Source organism: Micromonospora chokoriensis (assembly GCF_900091505.1).
In the GTDB taxonomy this organism is placed as follows: Bacteria; Actinomycetota; Actinomycetes; order Mycobacteriales; family Micromonosporaceae; genus Micromonospora; species Micromonospora chokoriensis.
Window position 1 is genome coordinate 4,434,609 of record NZ_LT607409.1, and the last position, 15,234, is coordinate 4,449,842.

The window sequence follows — 15,234 nt, forward strand, 5'->3', positions numbered from 1 at the left end:
AGGAGTGAGCGCACATGCACCCCGCAACGCCCCCCACCACTGACGCGCCCGTCGGGCGCGCTCACCGTACCGCGCTGCCCCGGCGGCGCCTGCTGCGTGGCCTGCTCGCCGTGACGGTCGCCGCGCCGCTCATGTTCGGGGCCGCCGCCTGCGGCGGAGACGACGAGCCCTCCGCCGATCCGAACGCCCCGGTCAAGCTCTCCATCTTCTGGTGGGGAGGTGACGCCCGGGCCAAGCTGACCGAGGACGCGCTGGCTCTCTACACCAAGAAGCACCCGAACGTGACCTTCGAGAAGACCTGGCAGGCCAACCAGGGCTACTTCGACAAGCTGGCCACGCTCACCGCCGGCGGCAACCCACCCGACCTGTTCCAGATCGACGACAACTACCTGGCCGAGTACGCGGCCCGTAACACCACGCTGGACCTGACCCCGTACCAGAAGTCCGGCAAGCTGGACACCTCGAAGTTCCCCGAGAGCCTCTGGCAGTACGGCGTCGTCGACGGCAAGTTCGCCGGCCTGGCCGCCGGGGAGAACACCCAGGGTCTGGTCTACAACAAGACGCTGCTGACCAAGAACAACCTGCCCGAGCCGACCACCGGGATGACCTGGGAGCAGCACATCGCCTGGGCCGAGGAGGTGTCGAAGAAGACCGGTGTGCCCGGCACCCAGGACCCGAGCGCCGACTACAAGGCCCTCTGGGTCTGGTTGCGGCAGCAGGGCAAGGACCTCTACAAGGGCAAGGAGCTGGGGTTCACCGCCGAGGACGTGACCAAGTGGTTCGACCTGTGGAAGGGCGCCCGGGACCGCAAGGCCACCCCGACCGCCGACGTGATCCACGAGGGCAACTCCAGCGACGTCACCAAGCAGCTGGTGGTCACCGGCAAGTCGGCGACCTCCTGGGTCTGGGCCAACCAGATGCCGGACCTGAAGAAGAACACCAAGGACGAGCTGGGCGTGATCGCCTACCCCGGTGACCCCAGCGCGCAGTGGGCCCGGGCCTCGATGTACTGGTCGGTGTTCAAGGGCAGCAAGAACAAGGACGTCGCGGTCGACGTGATCAACTTCCTGAACAACGACCTGGAGGCCGTCAAGCTGCTCGGCACCGACCGCGGCCTGCCGTCCAACCTGGACCTGCGCCGGGTGGTCAGCGACGACACCACCGACCCGGCCATGAAACAGTCGATCGCCGTGGAGGCGGAGCTGACCCAGAAGTTCGGCCCGTCGCCGCAGGTGCCGATCAAGGGCCACAGCAAGGTCAAGTCAGAGCTGATCAAGGCGGCCGAGAACGCGCAGTACGGCCGGGCCACCCCCGCCGAGGCCGCCGCCCAGTTCGTCGAGGCGTGCAAGTCCGCCATCGCCTGACCCCAGGGTCTGTGTCGAAGTCCCCCGCCCGGGGACTTCGACACAGACCCACCGCGAGGAGAGGAGCTGTTCGTGGCGTTGACCACGGCGCCCGACCCGACCCGACGCGGTGCCGGCACCGACCGGGCCCACACCGACCGGCGTGGGCCCGGCCGTCTCCGGCACAGCGAAGGTCTGTCGGGGTACGTCTTCCTGTCGCCGTGGCTCATCGGGCTGATGGGTGTCACGGCGGTCCCCATGCTGTTGTCGCTCTACCTGAGCTTCACCAACTACGACATCCTCACCCCGTTCTCCGAGGTGCAGTGGGTGGGGCTGGCCAACTACGAGCGGATGTTCACCGCCGACCCGTCGTACTGGCACGCGGTGCGGGTGACACTGACCTTCGCGCTGATCGCCGTGCCGTTGAAGCTCGCCGCCGCCCTCGGCGTGGCCCTGCTGCTCAACCGCGCCTGGCGCGGCGTCGGGCTGTTCCGCGGGCTGTTCTACCTGCCGTCGCTGCTCGGCGGCAGCGTCGCGCTGGCCATCGTCTGGGTCAACATGTTCAACCGCGACGGCGCGTTCAACTCGTTGCTGAGCCTCTTCGGCATCACCGGCAAACCGTGGGTCAACGACCCGGACTGGGCCCTGGAGACGCTGATGGTGCTCGCCATCTGGCAGTTCGGCGCACCGATGGTGATCTTCCTGGCCGGGCTCAAGCAGGTGCCCACCGAGCTCTACGAGGCCGCCTCGGTCGACGGGGCCGGCCGGTTCCGCCAGTTCCGCAACGTCACACTGCCGATGCTCTCCCCGGTCATCTTCTTCAACCTGGTCCTGGAGACCATCAACGGGTTCCAGGGCTTCACCGCCGCGTTCGTGCTCAGCAACGGCACCGGCGGCCCGGTCGACTCCACCCTGATGTACACGCTGAACCTCTACATCACCGGCTTCACCGAGCTCGACATGGGCTACGCCTCGGCGATGGCCTGGGTGTTCCTGCTCGCCATCGCGGCGATCACCGCGGTCTTCTTCACCACCGGACGGTTCTGGGTGCACTACTCCGACGGGGAGGACCGGTGATGGCGACCCCGACCGCCGTAGCGCCACCGAGCCCACGCCGACGCCCCGGCGGTCGGCCCGTGCTGCGGCTGCTGATCCTGGTGGCGATCGTCGCCGTGGTGCTCTACCCGTTGATCTGGATGATCGGCACCTCGGTGAAGTCCCAGGAGGAGATCGTCAACAACCTCGGGCTGCTGCCCGAGCGGTTCACCCCGGGCAACTACACCGCCGGCTGGTCCAACTTCGACGTCACCTTCGGCCGGTTCTTCCTCAACAGCGCCATGGTCAGCCTGCTCACCGTGGTCGGCAACGGCCTCTCCTGTCTGCTGGCCGCGTACGCCTTCGCCCGGCTGCGGTTCCGGCTGCGCGGCATGTGGTTCGCCGTCATGATCGGCACGCTGCTGCTGCCCCAACACGTCCTGATCGTGCCGCAGTACATCCTGTTCCGGACGCTCGGGCTGGTCGGCGGCGACTGGCCCTACCTGCCGCTGCTCATCCCGCAGTTCCTGGCCACCGAGGCGTTCTTCGTCTTCCTGATGGTGCAGTTCATGCGCGGTGTGCCGCGTGAGCTGGACGAGGCGGCCCGGATCGACGGCGCCGGCCCGTTCGGCATCTTCCGGCACATCATCCTGCCGCTGAGCCGCCCGGCCCTGGTCACCACGGCGATCTTCTCCTTCATCTGGACCTGGAACGACTTCTTCCGACAACTGGTCTTCCTGTCCCAACTGGAGGACTACACGGTGCCGGTCGCGCTGACCCTCTTCATCGACTCGACCAGCCAGAGCGCGGTCGGGCCGATGTTCGCCATGTCGGTGCTGTCGTTGCTGCCGGTCTTCCTGTTCTTCGTCGCCTTCCAGCGGATGCTCGTCGAGGGGATCAACACCAGTGGCATCAAGGGCTGAACCGGCCTCCAGGGCTGAACCTGTCGACGCCGTCGGAGGGCGCGACTGGCGCGACGTCGTCCGCGACGCCGCCGACCTCGCGCTGCTCGGCATCCTGCTGACCCTCGCCGCCCTGCCGATGCTCACCGCCGCCGCGGCGGTGGGCACGGCCAGCGCGGCAGTGCACGACTGGACGCGTACCGGCGGTTGGCCGTCCGCGCGGACCACGCTGCGCCGCTTCGGCCGCGCGCTGCTGCCCGGGGCGCCGGTCAGTCTGCTCGCGCTCGCCGTGGCCGGGCTGCTCGCCGCCGACCTGGTGGCACTGGCCACCGGCCGGGTGCCCGGCGGCCCGGTGGCGCTGCTGGTGACGGCGCTGGTCGCGGCGGGCCTGGCCGGGTACGCCGGGCTGGTCGTCGTCGAGGTGGGCGGTGGCGGACCGTGGCGGGAGGCGGCCCGCTCGGCGGCGCGGGCCTGCCTCGACGCACCCACCCGCTGGGCCGCGCTCACCGGGGTCGTCGCGCTGGCCGGGCTGCTCGCCGTCCTGGTCACCCCGGTCGCGGTGCCGATCCTCGCCGGCTACACGCTGGCCGCCCTGCACGCCGTCGCCAACCGCCGGCAGGCCTCCGTCGGTCAGCCGGTCGCGGCGCATCTGGACGCGCCGTGAGCACCGGAGAGCCGGTGCGGCTGCTGGTCGGCGGGGCCGAGGTGGCCCGGTACGTCGTCGACCCGGCGCTGGACGCGCGGCACGGCCCCCGGCCGTACCTGCATCCGGTCCGCACCCTCGGCGGCACTGTCGTCACCGACGCGCTGCCCGCCGACCACGTGTGGCACCTCGGCGCGTCCCTGGCGGTGCAGGACGTCAACGGCAGCAACCTCTGGGGTGGGCGCACCTACGTGCGCGACGTCGGCTACACCTGGCGCGACGACCATGGCGTCATCGCCCACACCGGGGAGGTCGAGCGGTCCCCGGGCCGGTACGTCCACGACCTCCAGTGGCGCGACCGGGCCGGCGGGGTCCTGTTGACCGAACGGCGGTGGCTCGCCGCGTCGGCGCTGACGCCGGACATCTGGCGGCTCGACCTGGAGACCGTGCTCGTCGCGCCGGACGACCGGGAGGTGCGTCTGGGCAGCCCGGCCACCAACGGACGCCCGGGCGGGGCCGGCTACGGCGGGTTCTTCTGGCGGGCGGTCGCCGACGGCGAGCCGGAGGTGTTCACCGTCGACGCCGCCGGGGAGGAGACGGTCAACGGCAGTTCGGCGCCGTGGCTCGCGCTGACCGGCGTCGGGTCGGACGGCGGGGCGTACACCCTGGTCTTCGCGGGTCTTGGTCGGGGCGACAGGTGGTTCGTGCGGACCGGGATGTATCCGGGGGTCTGTGTGGCGTTCGCGTTCGACCGCCCGGCGGTGCTGCCGGTGGGTGGGAGCCGGCACGGCCGGTACCGGGTGTGGGTGGCCGACGGCACCCTCAACCGGGACGCCGTCGCCGGCCTGGTCGCGCTGGCGCCCTGACCCCGCGCGCGACGATCAGCCCCAGCCTCCGGCGCGCCCTGCGGCCGTCAGCGGCCGGGCAGCGCGGCGGTGACCCGGATGGCTTTGACGATCGCCGGGATCGAGCCGATCAGCAGCACCAGCCCCCAGATGATCGCGATGATCGCGAAGACCAGCGCCGCCACGTCGTCGACGATGCTGACCAGGATCACCGGCACCAGGTTGTGCAGGAACTCCAGCACGACGGTGCACAGCAGGGTGGTGAGGATCAGCAGGACGAGGCCTTTGTTCTGCAGGAACCGGGGCTGGGCCAGCACCAGCAGCCCGGCCCACACGAGCTTGAGCAGCAGCACCAGCCCGAGCACCACCGCCGCGTCGCCGACCGGGAAGAACCCCCACAGGGCGAGGTACGCCAGTGTGCCGAACGGGACGGCCAGGAACAGCGACACCATGATCATCAATTCGACGAACGCGATGAGCAGCGCGATCAGCCCCACGATGATCAGGATGATCGAGAAGATCAGGCCGGCGACGCCCTGCACCCGGCCCTGGACCCGCTCCGGCAGCAGCAGACCCAGGCAGAACAGCCCGGTGCTCCAGACCGCCACCGCGTCGATCAACGCCAGGTAACCGGTGCCCCGGCCGGACGGCTCGCTGACCCCGGACACGTCGTCGATCTCGACGTCCAACGCTCTGGCGCTGTCCGCGAGCGCCGCCCCGGCGTCACCGCCGCCGATCAGCAGCCCGGCGCCCAACTCCACAGCGATCGCCAGGACGATGGCGAGCATGGCCAGCAGCAGGAACGGTTTGCGCAGGTCACCCACGGCGGAACCCTCCACTCAGCTCAGGACGTCGCCACGACGACGGTGCAGGAACCGAGGCCGGGACAGCGCACGCCGACCGACGTGGCCTCGTCGACGGCCACCTTCGCCACGGCTCCGGTGCCGTCGCCGGCCGGTTCGACCTCGTCGCGGATGGTCAGGTCGGCGTCGCCCGGGGCCGGCGCGGTGACCGTGAACCGCGCCGCGCTGCGCAGCACCAGGGTGCGTAACCCACCGGGGTCGGCGATCCGCAGCTCACAGCTACCCGAGAAGACCAGCCGGCCGGGCTCCTCGAAGCAGTCGGCGCTGACCGTGCCCGGGTCCACGGTGGCGCGTTCGCCGCCCAGCGCCCCCAACCGGTCGACCAGGCCGTGTCGGGAGCCCGGGTCACCCCGGTCGTCGCGACCCGCCCCGACCGCGACCACGAACAGCGCCACCAGCAGGACGGCGAGCACGCCCAGCAGCGCCTTCTGCCGGCCGCTCATCGCGCGGCGGCCGGTGACACGACCTCGCTGAACCGGAGCACGTCTACACCGGCGAAGTACCGGCTGGTGCCCTGCGTCTTGCCGACCACCAGCAGGGTGACCTGGTGCGCGCCCCTGGTGAGCTGGACCGTGCCGACGTCCACGAACTCCGTCTTCCGCACCGTCGGCGTGAACCCGAGGAACGTGCCACCGACCTGGTTGCCGTCGACGGCGAAGACGGTGTTGGCGTAGTCGAGCGAGGTGGTGCGGACCGCGGCGAACCGCCAGGTGCCGTCGGCCGGGATCCGCACCGTCACGGTCACCCGGTCGCCGATGGCCAGGCCCTGGAAGAACAGTTGCTCGCCGCCGGACCAGGTCACCCCACAGCAGTCCGGCTGCGCCGCCACCGTCGCCTTGCTCTTGCCCGGTGACTCCACCGTCGCGCCGTCGATGAGGCTCTCCGCTTCGACGGTGACCACCCGCGGCTCGCCCGGACCGTCGTCGCGGGTCAGCAGGACCACGCCCACGGTCACCACCACCAACACCAACGCCGCCGCGGCGGCGATCCACCACCAGGGGGTACGCCGTGGCGGCGCGACCGCCCGCACCTCGTAGGTGACCCGACCGCTGGACCGGGAACTCTCCTCCGGCGCGGTGTTCGCCGAGTACGCGAACCCGGTCATGTCGTAGCGCCGGGGAGCGGTGCCGGCCGGCACCGCCAGTTTGACCAGGAACGACACCGAACCCTGACCGGGTACCACCCGTTGCGGCTCGGCGACGGTGAACCACGCCCGCTGGGAACCGTCACCGGGGGCGACGTCGAACACGACAGTGTCCGGGGCGTTGCCCGGGTTGGAGACGGTGAACGTCAGCTCGCCGCTGTTGCGGGGATCGAGGGTGAACTGTTCGGCGGCGGCGACGACCGCCCACTCGGTGGTCATGGCGACTCCTCTTCCAGGACGATCTCGACGGTCGCCGAGGCGGGCTTCTCCGCCTCGACGATGCGGGTGATCACGGCGAGCTGACCGGCGGCGGCTGCCGGCACCCGCACCACCACGTGGAACGGCTGCTCGGCGGGTTCGTCGATGGCGAAGCCCACCATTCCGGTGGCCAGTTCCAGGGCGCGACGCATCCCGTACGGGGTGCCGCGCCACCGGGCCAGCAGCGCGGCGTCGGCCACCAGGTCACGCAACCGGCCCACCGGCAGCGGCAGCGGGGTGTCCGGCCGGGGTGACGCCACCACGTGGTCCATCGCCACCCAGCCGGTCAACCGCACGACCATCGCGTCCGGCGCCCGGTACGGGTCGAACAGGGCGTCCACCTCGGCGAGGATCGCCTCGTCCGGGGCGTGCAGCGCCTCCATGACGTCCAGCAGCGTCCAGAGCACGCTGCCGGGCACGCAGGCCCGCTGGTAGGCGGCGGGCAGCAGCCGCTCAATCGCCGAGCGTCGCATCCTGGCGCACCACCTCGATGTCGTGCTCGCCGGAGCAGAGCAGCCAGGTATCCGGGACGGTCACCACGTCGGCGGTGGCCTGGTTGGCGCTGGGTGTCCAGTCGACAGCGGTGGCGCTGCGGTACACGCCGCGTTCGCCGCCGGCCAGGATGAGCCGCTCCGCCGCGCCGGACCCGCCGCCGCTCCCGCCGGTTGCGGCACCGCCGCTCCCGCCGGTCGCCGGGCCGTTCACGGCGATGGCGTCGACCGGCACGAACCGGGTCCGGTCCCGCAGCGGCAACCCGCAGTTCACCGACACCGGCTGCCACTGCGGCTGCGCGGCCAGGGTGTCCAGCCGCAGCACCCCGCCGCTCTGCGTGGCCGCCACCGCCAGCGACCCGGCGAACGCCACGTCCCGGCAGGTGCCGCCGATCCACCCGGACTGCGTCGACTGCCACTTCACGTCGGACTCGAACAGCCGGGTGCGATGGCAGCCCTGGCCGGGCTTCCTCGGGTCCGGCTCGCCGGCCCCGCTCCACAGCAGGGTGGCCGGTCCGTCGTACTGCACGGCGAGGACCCGGTTGTCCACGTTCGACAACCCGACGTGGGCGAAGCTGCCGGGCCGGCCGCCGGCGGTCGACAGGTACACCCCGAAACTCGCCTGCGCGGCCACCGCGACGCCCGGCGCGCCCCGCTCCGAGACGAACGTGCGGACCGCGTAGAACCCCCGGTCGGCGTCGGACGGGTCGACCAGGATCTGCAACGGCACCGCCCCCGGCAGCAGCGACACCTCGTACAGGCCGGTGTCGGTCGCCACCAGCAGCGCACCGGCGCCGTCGCGGTCCAGCCAGGCCACGTCGGAGATCCGCGAGTCCAGATCGGTGAGCAGGGACCACGTCTCGCCGAGGTCGCTGCTCAGGTGCACCCGGGAGCCGCCGGAGGCGCGCACCGTCACCACGGCCACCGAGCCGGGACGCGCCACGATGCCCGGCCGTACCGGGGCGGGGGCGGGCGCCACCCGCAACACCGTCTCGCCCTCGAAGCGGCCCGCCGGTTCCCAGCCCGCGCCGCCGTTGCTGGAGCGGAACACCACCGGACCACGCCCGGCATACCAGGTGCGGGGCTGGTACTGGTCCACGGCCAGGGCGCGGACCTCCGCGTCGGGTGCCTCGTCGACCACGAACCGCACCGACTCGACGTAGCGCACACCCGGCTCGGCGTGCTCCAACAACCGGTACACGTTGGACGCCCGCAGCGGCTCACCGAACGGCCACCCGGTCGGGTTGAGCGCGGTCGGCAGCGGACTCAACGTCTGGTGCAGCCGGTCGTGGATGCGACTCCGGACGGCGTCCACGTCCTCCTCCCGGCGGACCACCACCCGGGCCCGCACCGACACCGCCTTGAAACGGGCCCAGGAAGCCCGGGACCGGACACCGACCATCCGGCGTTCCTCCAGGTCCGCCTCGACGCGGTGCCGGGCCTCGGGCACCTCGTGCTCGCGCAGCACCGCGACCGGGAGCCGACCGTTGGGACGAGCGGTCGGCGGCACGTACGGCACCAGCACCACCTCGACCTCACCCGGCCGGGCGAAGCTGTACACCGCCGCGCGGGTGAACGCCCGGGCCCGCGCCACCGCGCCGGAGCTGGTGGCGAGCACCTCGAAGTCGCGGGCGGTCACCGCCCGCTGCTGCGCGAAGAACTCGTACGGGCCGCGCAGCAGCACCGACTCCAGCGCCTCGGTCTCGCGGCCACCGGCGGCCGGCGCGGGGTTGTCCACCCGCACCCCGGGCAGCGGGTCACGCAGGCTGGTCAGGGTGCCCGCCGCCACGTTGCCGGTGGGCCCACCACCGCGGCGGTACCAGAGCCGGACCTGCCGCCCGGCCGGCGGCACCGCCGCGACGGTCACCAGCGTCGGGGTCCCCACCGAGGCCTGCGCGGCGGCGGGCGGTCGCAGGTCCAGGGCCGGGGCGAAGGTGACGGTGCCCGAGCAGCGGTCGACCCGGTACGCCTTCGACTGGGGGCCGAGCCCGGCGAAACTGTCCACCGGTTGCCAGATCTCGAACGTGCGCCCGTCGTGCTCGCGGGCCGCCGCGCCCAACTCGACGGTGCCGGACGGCACCTCCACGCCGAGCAGCAGGTCCAACGGTTCGGCGGTGTGCGCCAACGGCGCGTGGGCGGCCCGCAGCACCTGACCCGGCTGGCCGGTCCCCACACCGAGCAACTCCGCCTCGACCGTCTCGCAGTGGTGCATCCGTACCGTCACCGACGTCTCGTCGGCGGGCAGCACCGCCGGTTCGGTGGTGACGAACACGACCGGCCGGGGGTCCGCGCCGCGAGCCGCCGCGACCCGCAGGCCGGCCGGGATCCGGACCGCCGCGCGGTCGGTGCCGGTACGCGTGAAGAGGACGTCCGCCCACGCGGCGGTGGGTGCGTGCCGGGCGACCCCGAGCAGGTTCAGGAACGAGACGTACGCCTTGTCCGGCAACTGGTTCAGCCGGTAGATCATCACCTCGGTCAGGTGCGCGAACGCCTCCACCAGCGCCATGCCGGGGTCGTGCGCCGACAGGTCGGTCCACGCCGGGCAGGACTGCCGGATCCGTTCCCGGGCCTCGGTGACGAGGTCGAGGAAACCGCGGTCGTCCAGGTGCGGCACGGGCAGTGTCATGAGGATCCTCCCTGGGCGGGGTCGTCGGCCGGGAGCAGGTCCACGGAGAAGACCAGCTGCCCGGGTGTGAGGCTGGTCCGCACCCGGTAGTCCAACCTGATCACCAGTCGCCACGCGTCGTCCGGGTCCGGCCCAGCGTCCACGTCGATCACCTCGACCCGGGGCTCCCAGCGGTTGATCGCCTGCCGGACGTAGTGGATGGCCAGGCCGGCCGTGGTGTCGTCGTTGGGCGCGAAGACCAGGCGGTGCAGCCGGGACCCGTACCCGGGTCGCATCAGCCGCTCGCCCGGCGTGGTCGACAGGAGCAGGAACAGCGCCTGGCGTACGCTCTCGTCGCCCTCGGTCATCGCCAGGCCACCGGCCGCGGTGAGCGCCAACCCGCCGGTCCGGCCGGCGTCGAAGCCGGCGCCGACGAAGCGGAAGGCCCTCACCGGTCCGCCCCCAGGAACTGCTGGCGTGGGTCCCGCACGGTGTGCCTGACCAGCCCCGGCGGGGTGCCGTTGGTGAACCCCGACAGGTGGGAGAGCACCACCCGGTGCCCGTCGACGCGGATCCAGTCGCTGTAGCCGACCCGGACGGTCAGCGTCGTCGTACACGGCTTGATGGTCGGTCCGTAGTTCGGGCAGGCGACGATGTCGCGTCCCTCCGGGTCGTCGTCGACCAGCACGGGTACGCCGGTGACGGTCACCCACTTCCGCGAGGGCCGGTTCTCGACCCGGCCGTCGTGGTCGCAGGTGATCACGGAGTCGCGGTGGATCCAGCGCATCAGCCGCCTCCTTCGTGGGCGCGGGCGAGGGAACGGGCCTGCTCCGCCGCCGTCGTCGGGTCCTCCGCCGACTCGGCGTGCAGGAAGTCCACGCTGCGGGCGCGCACCACCATGGCCCGGCCGGGTGCGGAGATCACCAGGTCGGACGCCGCGTGCAGCGTGGCCAGATCCGGCGTCAGTTCCAGGAAGCTGCCGCCCTCGGTGGCGAGGCGCAAGCTGCGGTTCACGTCGTCGACGACGATCGACTGCCCACCGGCGGTACGCATCGTCCAGCGCCGTGCCCGCCCGTCGTCGATGCCCGCGTCGTACGGTTCGACGGCGCCGAACAATGAACCGAGCACGATGCCCGACGCCGGCTCGCCGCCGGGTAGCACCACCAGCACCGTGTCGTCCGGGTCGGGGAGCGCCACCAGACCCTTACCCCGCCCCGCGCCGGGGCAGAGCACGGCGAGCCAACCGGCGTCCAGGTCCCCGTACGCGGGCAGGGTCAGCCGGACCCGTCCCAGCCCGTCCGGGTCGGCGACGTCGGTGACCGAGCCCAGGGTGACCACCGCCCCGCCGGTCGGGGCCGGTGGGGTGACCGGTGGCACCGTGGAGAACCGGGTCAGGTGCCCGTCGCCGTCCACCGTGTGCACCACCTCGGTCAGCACGTACGCCCCGGCCACCGGGTCCGGCACACCGCCCAGGTCGATCCGCCGGCCCGGTCGCAGCGCCGGGTCGCCCTCGGCCACCCCCTCGGCGGTGACCAGCGCCGCCGCCCGGGTGTCCAGGCGGGCCTGGGCCAACGCCGCCAACTCGTCGTCGCTGCGGCCGGGCTGGTCCACGGCGGTCCGCACCCCGTCGGCGCCCACGTCGGCCGGGTCCGGGCGGTCGTCGGCGGGTCGACCGCAGCGCGCCTCGTCGGCCTGCTGGCTGATCACCTCGGCCCGCTGCGGGTGCCAGCCCAGGGCCACGCTCGCACCGCCGGCCCGGTCGGTGTTCGTGGACAGGCGCACCGTGTGCACGCCCGCGCCGAGGGTCAACGCGACCGGCTCCCCGTAACCGGCGAGGGTGACCAACCGGACGCCGTCACCGTCGGCGGCCAGGTGCAGCCCGGCCCGCCCGGCCACCTCCCGCAGCAACTCCAGATCGCTGTGCCGGTGCTGCGACAACCGGTCCACCCGGGGCCCGTCGACGTCGGCGGTCACCGCCAACCCCACCTCGCCGCACAACTCCCGAGCCACCTCGACGGCGGTCACCGACGTGAACACCCGCAACCCCTGCCGCTTGCGCAACCGGTGCAACGGGTCGTACGCCCGCAGCCGCAGCAGCCCGGCACCGTCGGCGGCGTACTCGACCTCCACCGCGGTGACCTCCCCGTCGAACAGGGCATCGGCGTGGTCGGCCAGCCGTACGCCGAGGGTCGTGCCGGGGCGGACCGCCGGGTCGAACGCGCCGGCGCCGGCGGTGGTGGCGAGCACCAGCTCGGCCTGGGTGGGCTGGTCGAGTCGGGCCGCCACGCGCAGCGAGCGGATCCGCTGACGGGCCGCGCCGGACAGCTCGACGCCGTCGAGCAGCACGGTCAGCGCCCGGGGCGCGACGCTCGTCACGGCGTACCCCCGGGGCCGGTGGGTGTGCTCGTCGGCGCGGGTCCGGTCGCCGCGCCCCAGGCGGCGGGCGCGGTGGCGATCGACGCTCCGACGAACGCCGCGCCGGCACCCACCGCTCCGGCGAGCGCCCGCGCTGCTGCCGTCACCGCACCCGTGGTGGTCGGGCCGGCGGTCGGTGCCGGTGGTGGGACCGCCAGTGTGGTGCCGGCCGGCACGGCGAGGGGGTCGGTGATCCGGTTGTGTTCGGCGAGGAGACGCCAGCGCAACGGCGAGCCGAGCGCGTCGTTGGCCAGCAGGTCGAAGCGCACCCCGGATCGTCCCGGCTCGGCCGCGCCGTCGCCCGCGGCGATCACCGCGCTGCCCGGCGCGGCGGTCGGGGTGCTCGCCGCGGCCAGTTCCTCCTCGAAGCCGGCCTGTGCCTGGTCGGCCGTCTCGGTGGCCCGGACCAGCTTCAGCCGCAACCAGGAGCGTCGCGGCGACCCGGTGCCGGTGAACGCGTCGAACCGCTCCGCCACCGCGACGATCACGCCGGGCACGTTCCAGGTCTTGCCCCACACCAACCGCACCAGCGGAGGTCGGAGCCAGCCATGCTCGACCGCGGAGTTCTCCGCGAGCATCCACAGCGGACGGGTCAGCACCCGCACGTCGGCCGGGCGGACCTGCGCCTCCACGAAGTCGACGTCGAAGAGCAGGTCGAGCACCAGCTCGGTCCGGCCGCCACCGGTGAAGACGAGCGGATCGTCGGCCAGCCCGGACCCGGTGAGCTGACCGCCGGCAACACCCCGTCGGCGTACGCCGGCGAGCCGGGTCACCTGCACGGTCTCCGGGTTGAGTAGGCAGTCCACCCGAACGCCGGACGAGTCGATGAGGAAGGCGACGCGTTCCATCAGTCACCCGCCTGTTCCCGGTCCAGGCGACCCAGGTGGGCGGCGTCCAGCCCGTCGCCGGGCACTGTCCACACCGCCGCGTCGTCCGGCAGCGCCGGCCACGGGTCGCCGGCCGTCACCTGCGGCGGCATCGCCGGGAGGGCCGTGCTCGCCGGCCAGTGTCCACCAGGTACGCGATCCGGACGGCCGACCCGTTCCGCCGCATCAACCTCGGTGCGTTGAACGGGCCGCTGCCCGCCCTGCGGTAGCGCCGCCCGGTCGAGGTGCTGCCCAGGCGACACCCGCTCGCCCGGCAGGGCGGGCCACGGCCCGCCGCCCCCACCACCCCCACCACCCCCACCCCACCCGTCGTCAGCGGCGGGACGTGTAGATCTTGGAAGGAACGTGCCCCTGGAGGGGCCGAAATCCTCCAAGATCTCGCCGACGGTGGGGGCTGGGCGGGGGAGTGGTTGGCGGGGGGATGCCGGCTCTGGGCCCTGCTGGTCGGCGGGCTTCAGGGCGGGGAGGTCGGCGGGCTTCAGGGCGGGGAGGTCGGCGGGCTTCAGGGCGGGGAGGTCGGCGGACTTCAGAGCGGGGGCTGAGACGCTGCCGAACCGCGAGATGTGGCCCGGCCCCGAGTTGCCTTCTCGGGTAGCCACTCTGGGCGTGTCGCTCCACCCCGCCGTCGGCCGCGCGTCCGGCGTGGTGCCCGGCTGCCCGACGTGGCTCAGCAGGCGCGGTCCGGCGACGTCGTACGCCGCGCCGGTCGTACCGAAGCTACCCGCCCTGTCGGGACCACCATGCGCTGGAACGGTCCCTGCCGCGCCGCGCCTTCCGGTGGTGCCGAGGCCGTCGGGCCTGACCGCATGTCCAGGCCGAGCCCCACCTTCCGGCACGCTGACGGTTTCCGCGCCGCCCGCCGCGTCGAGGTCACCCGCCGCAGGGCCGCCGGCCGTGCCAGCGTTGCCCGTCGTGTCGGGGGCCGACAGCCGGGTGGCGTCGCGCTCGACACCGGTGCCGGTGGAGAGGCCGGGGTCGGCGGGGTGCCGGGACAGGTCCGCGACCAGGCTGCCGGCCCGGCCCAGGGTGAACCGTCGCTCGTCAGCCGTCGGGGCCGCGGTAGCGTCGCCGGACCCCCCGTGCTGCTCTTCGGGGCCCCGCGTCTGCTCGGTCTGCGGCGGTGCCGGGTCGAGGTCCAGGTCGCGCAGCAGGCCGGGGGCGTGCGTGGCCACCACGTCCAACCAGTGCTGTGGGGGTTCCCCGAAGCGGCGTGGCGGGTCCGACGGCGGCTCCTGCCGGGGTTGCCCGACCGGCTCGACCCGCCCGGCGAGACGCTCGACCGCCCCGGCGGCCGAGCGCAGCCGGGCGGCCAACCAGTTACGCGGGCGCTGGCGCGGCGGCACCGCCGGTCTCCAGCTCCAAGCCCTCGTAGCGCAGGGTCAACGAGGCGATCGCGATCTCGTGGCTGAGGGTGTTGAGGTGCGCGCCCCGCCACCGGGTCGGCCAGGCGCCGATCAGGTTCCAGCGCAGCACCTCCGTGGAGCCGACCGAGTCGAGCAGCACCACCGAGACGTTGCGGCGGTTGAGGGTGCCCTGCGCGGTGGCGTTCACCCAGTCCCACAGCTCGCGGGAGGCGGTGAGGCCGAAGTGCAACGTCACCGGCTCGTACTCGGCCTGGCCGGGCACCATCCGCATCCGGCCCAGGCCGTGCTCGCGGTACGGCTGCCCGGGGATGTTCACCTCCAGGCCGGTCATCTCGGTGAAGTGGCCGTTGGTGACGCCGTTGATGAGCAGCCGGAAGTTGTACGCCCGGTACGGGTCGACCGGCGCGCCGGGCTGCTGCGGGGTGGCTGGGGTGGCCAT

General features: G+C 73.0%; 16 protein-coding genes. 5 read left to right on the forward strand and 11 right to left on the reverse strand.

Going from position 1 to position 15,234, the window contains the following annotated elements:
* Positions 1 to 14: 14 nt before the first annotated feature.
* From GA0070612_RS20410 to GA0070612_RS20430, 5 genes are all read left to right on the forward strand, one after another.
* Positions 15 to 1,364 (forward strand): ABC transporter substrate-binding protein, encoded by a 1,350-nt coding sequence (locus GA0070612_RS20410; RefSeq protein ID WP_088989366.1) that lies wholly within the window; start codon positions 15 to 17, stop codon positions 1,362 to 1,364.
* A gap of 72 nt (positions 1,365 to 1,436) precedes the next feature.
* Positions 1,437 to 2,420, forward strand: coding sequence for a carbohydrate ABC transporter permease (locus GA0070612_RS20415; protein WP_088989367.1), 984 nt, complete (start codon positions 1,437 to 1,439; stop codon positions 2,418 to 2,420).
* Positions 2,420 to 3,301 (forward strand): carbohydrate ABC transporter permease, encoded by an 882-nt coding sequence (locus tag GA0070612_RS20420; RefSeq protein ID WP_088989368.1) that lies wholly within the window; start codon positions 2,420 to 2,422, stop codon positions 3,299 to 3,301. Before GA0070612_RS20415 ends, GA0070612_RS20420 begins: the two co-directional genes overlap by 1 nt.
* Complete coding sequence (locus GA0070612_RS20425; protein ID WP_088989369.1) at positions 3,285 to 3,944, forward strand: hypothetical protein; 660 nt, start codon at positions 3,285 to 3,287, stop codon at positions 3,942 to 3,944. The genes GA0070612_RS20420 and GA0070612_RS20425 overlap by 17 nt, the downstream gene beginning before the upstream one ends.
* Complete coding sequence (locus GA0070612_RS20430) at positions 3,941 to 4,789, forward strand: DUF6807 domain-containing protein (protein ID WP_088989370.1); 849 nt, start codon at positions 3,941 to 3,943, stop codon at positions 4,787 to 4,789. The genes GA0070612_RS20425 and GA0070612_RS20430 overlap by 4 nt, the downstream gene beginning before the upstream one ends.
* Positions 4,790 to 4,836: 47 nt before the next feature.
* Here GA0070612_RS20430 and GA0070612_RS20435 read toward each other — a convergent pair whose 3' ends face one another.
* From GA0070612_RS20435 to GA0070612_RS20485, 11 genes are read right to left on the reverse strand one after another with little or no spacing between them, the layout of a single operon-like run.
* Positions 4,837 to 5,592 carry a hypothetical protein gene (locus GA0070612_RS20435; protein WP_088991643.1) on the reverse strand — a complete coding sequence of 252 codons (756 nt, stop codon included), beginning with the start codon at positions 5,590 to 5,592 and terminating at the stop codon, positions 4,837 to 4,839.
* A 20-nt stretch (positions 5,593 to 5,612) separates the two neighbouring features.
* Positions 5,613 to 6,074 carry a hypothetical protein gene (locus tag GA0070612_RS20440; RefSeq protein WP_088989371.1) on the reverse strand — a complete coding sequence of 154 codons (462 nt, stop codon included), beginning with the start codon at positions 6,072 to 6,074 and terminating at the stop codon, positions 5,613 to 5,615.
* On the reverse strand, positions 6,071 to 6,994 hold the full coding sequence (locus tag GA0070612_RS20445; protein ID WP_088989372.1) for a carbohydrate-binding protein: 924 nt from the start codon (positions 6,992 to 6,994) through the stop codon (positions 6,071 to 6,073). The genes GA0070612_RS20440 and GA0070612_RS20445 overlap by 4 nt, the downstream gene beginning before the upstream one ends.
* Positions 6,991 to 7,506: a phage tail protein gene (locus GA0070612_RS20450; protein WP_088989373.1), complete on the reverse strand. Its 516-nt coding sequence runs from the start codon at positions 7,504 to 7,506 to the stop codon at positions 6,991 to 6,993. The genes GA0070612_RS20445 and GA0070612_RS20450 overlap by 4 nt, the downstream gene beginning before the upstream one ends.
* Positions 7,487 to 10,150 (reverse strand): putative baseplate assembly protein, encoded by a 2,664-nt coding sequence (locus GA0070612_RS20455; protein ID WP_088989374.1) that lies wholly within the window; start codon positions 10,148 to 10,150, stop codon positions 7,487 to 7,489. The genes GA0070612_RS20450 and GA0070612_RS20455 overlap by 20 nt, the downstream gene beginning before the upstream one ends.
* Positions 10,147 to 10,581 carry a GPW/gp25 family protein gene (locus GA0070612_RS20460; RefSeq protein ID WP_088989375.1) on the reverse strand — a complete coding sequence of 145 codons (435 nt, stop codon included), beginning with the start codon at positions 10,579 to 10,581 and terminating at the stop codon, positions 10,147 to 10,149. Before GA0070612_RS20460 ends, GA0070612_RS20455 begins: the two co-directional genes overlap by 4 nt.
* Positions 10,578 to 10,916, reverse strand: coding sequence for a hypothetical protein (locus GA0070612_RS20465; protein WP_088989376.1), 339 nt, complete (start codon positions 10,914 to 10,916; stop codon positions 10,578 to 10,580). Before GA0070612_RS20465 ends, GA0070612_RS20460 begins: the two co-directional genes overlap by 4 nt.
* Complete coding sequence (locus tag GA0070612_RS20470; RefSeq protein WP_088989377.1) at positions 10,916 to 12,505, reverse strand: phage baseplate assembly protein V; 1,590 nt, start codon at positions 12,503 to 12,505, stop codon at positions 10,916 to 10,918. Before GA0070612_RS20470 ends, GA0070612_RS20465 begins: the two co-directional genes overlap by 1 nt.
* A complete protein-coding gene (locus GA0070612_RS20475) occupies positions 12,502 to 13,392 on the reverse strand; it encodes a CIS tube protein (RefSeq protein WP_088989378.1) in 891 nt (296 codons plus the stop codon). The genes GA0070612_RS20470 and GA0070612_RS20475 overlap by 4 nt, the downstream gene beginning before the upstream one ends.
* A complete protein-coding gene (locus GA0070612_RS20480) occupies positions 13,392 to 14,774 on the reverse strand; it encodes a hypothetical protein (protein ID WP_088989379.1) in 1,383 nt (460 codons plus the stop codon). Before GA0070612_RS20480 ends, GA0070612_RS20475 begins: the two co-directional genes overlap by 1 nt.
* Positions 14,749 to 15,234 carry a phage tail protein gene (locus GA0070612_RS20485; protein WP_088989380.1) on the reverse strand — a complete coding sequence of 162 codons (486 nt, stop codon included), beginning with the start codon at positions 15,232 to 15,234 and terminating at the stop codon, positions 14,749 to 14,751. Before GA0070612_RS20485 ends, GA0070612_RS20480 begins: the two co-directional genes overlap by 26 nt.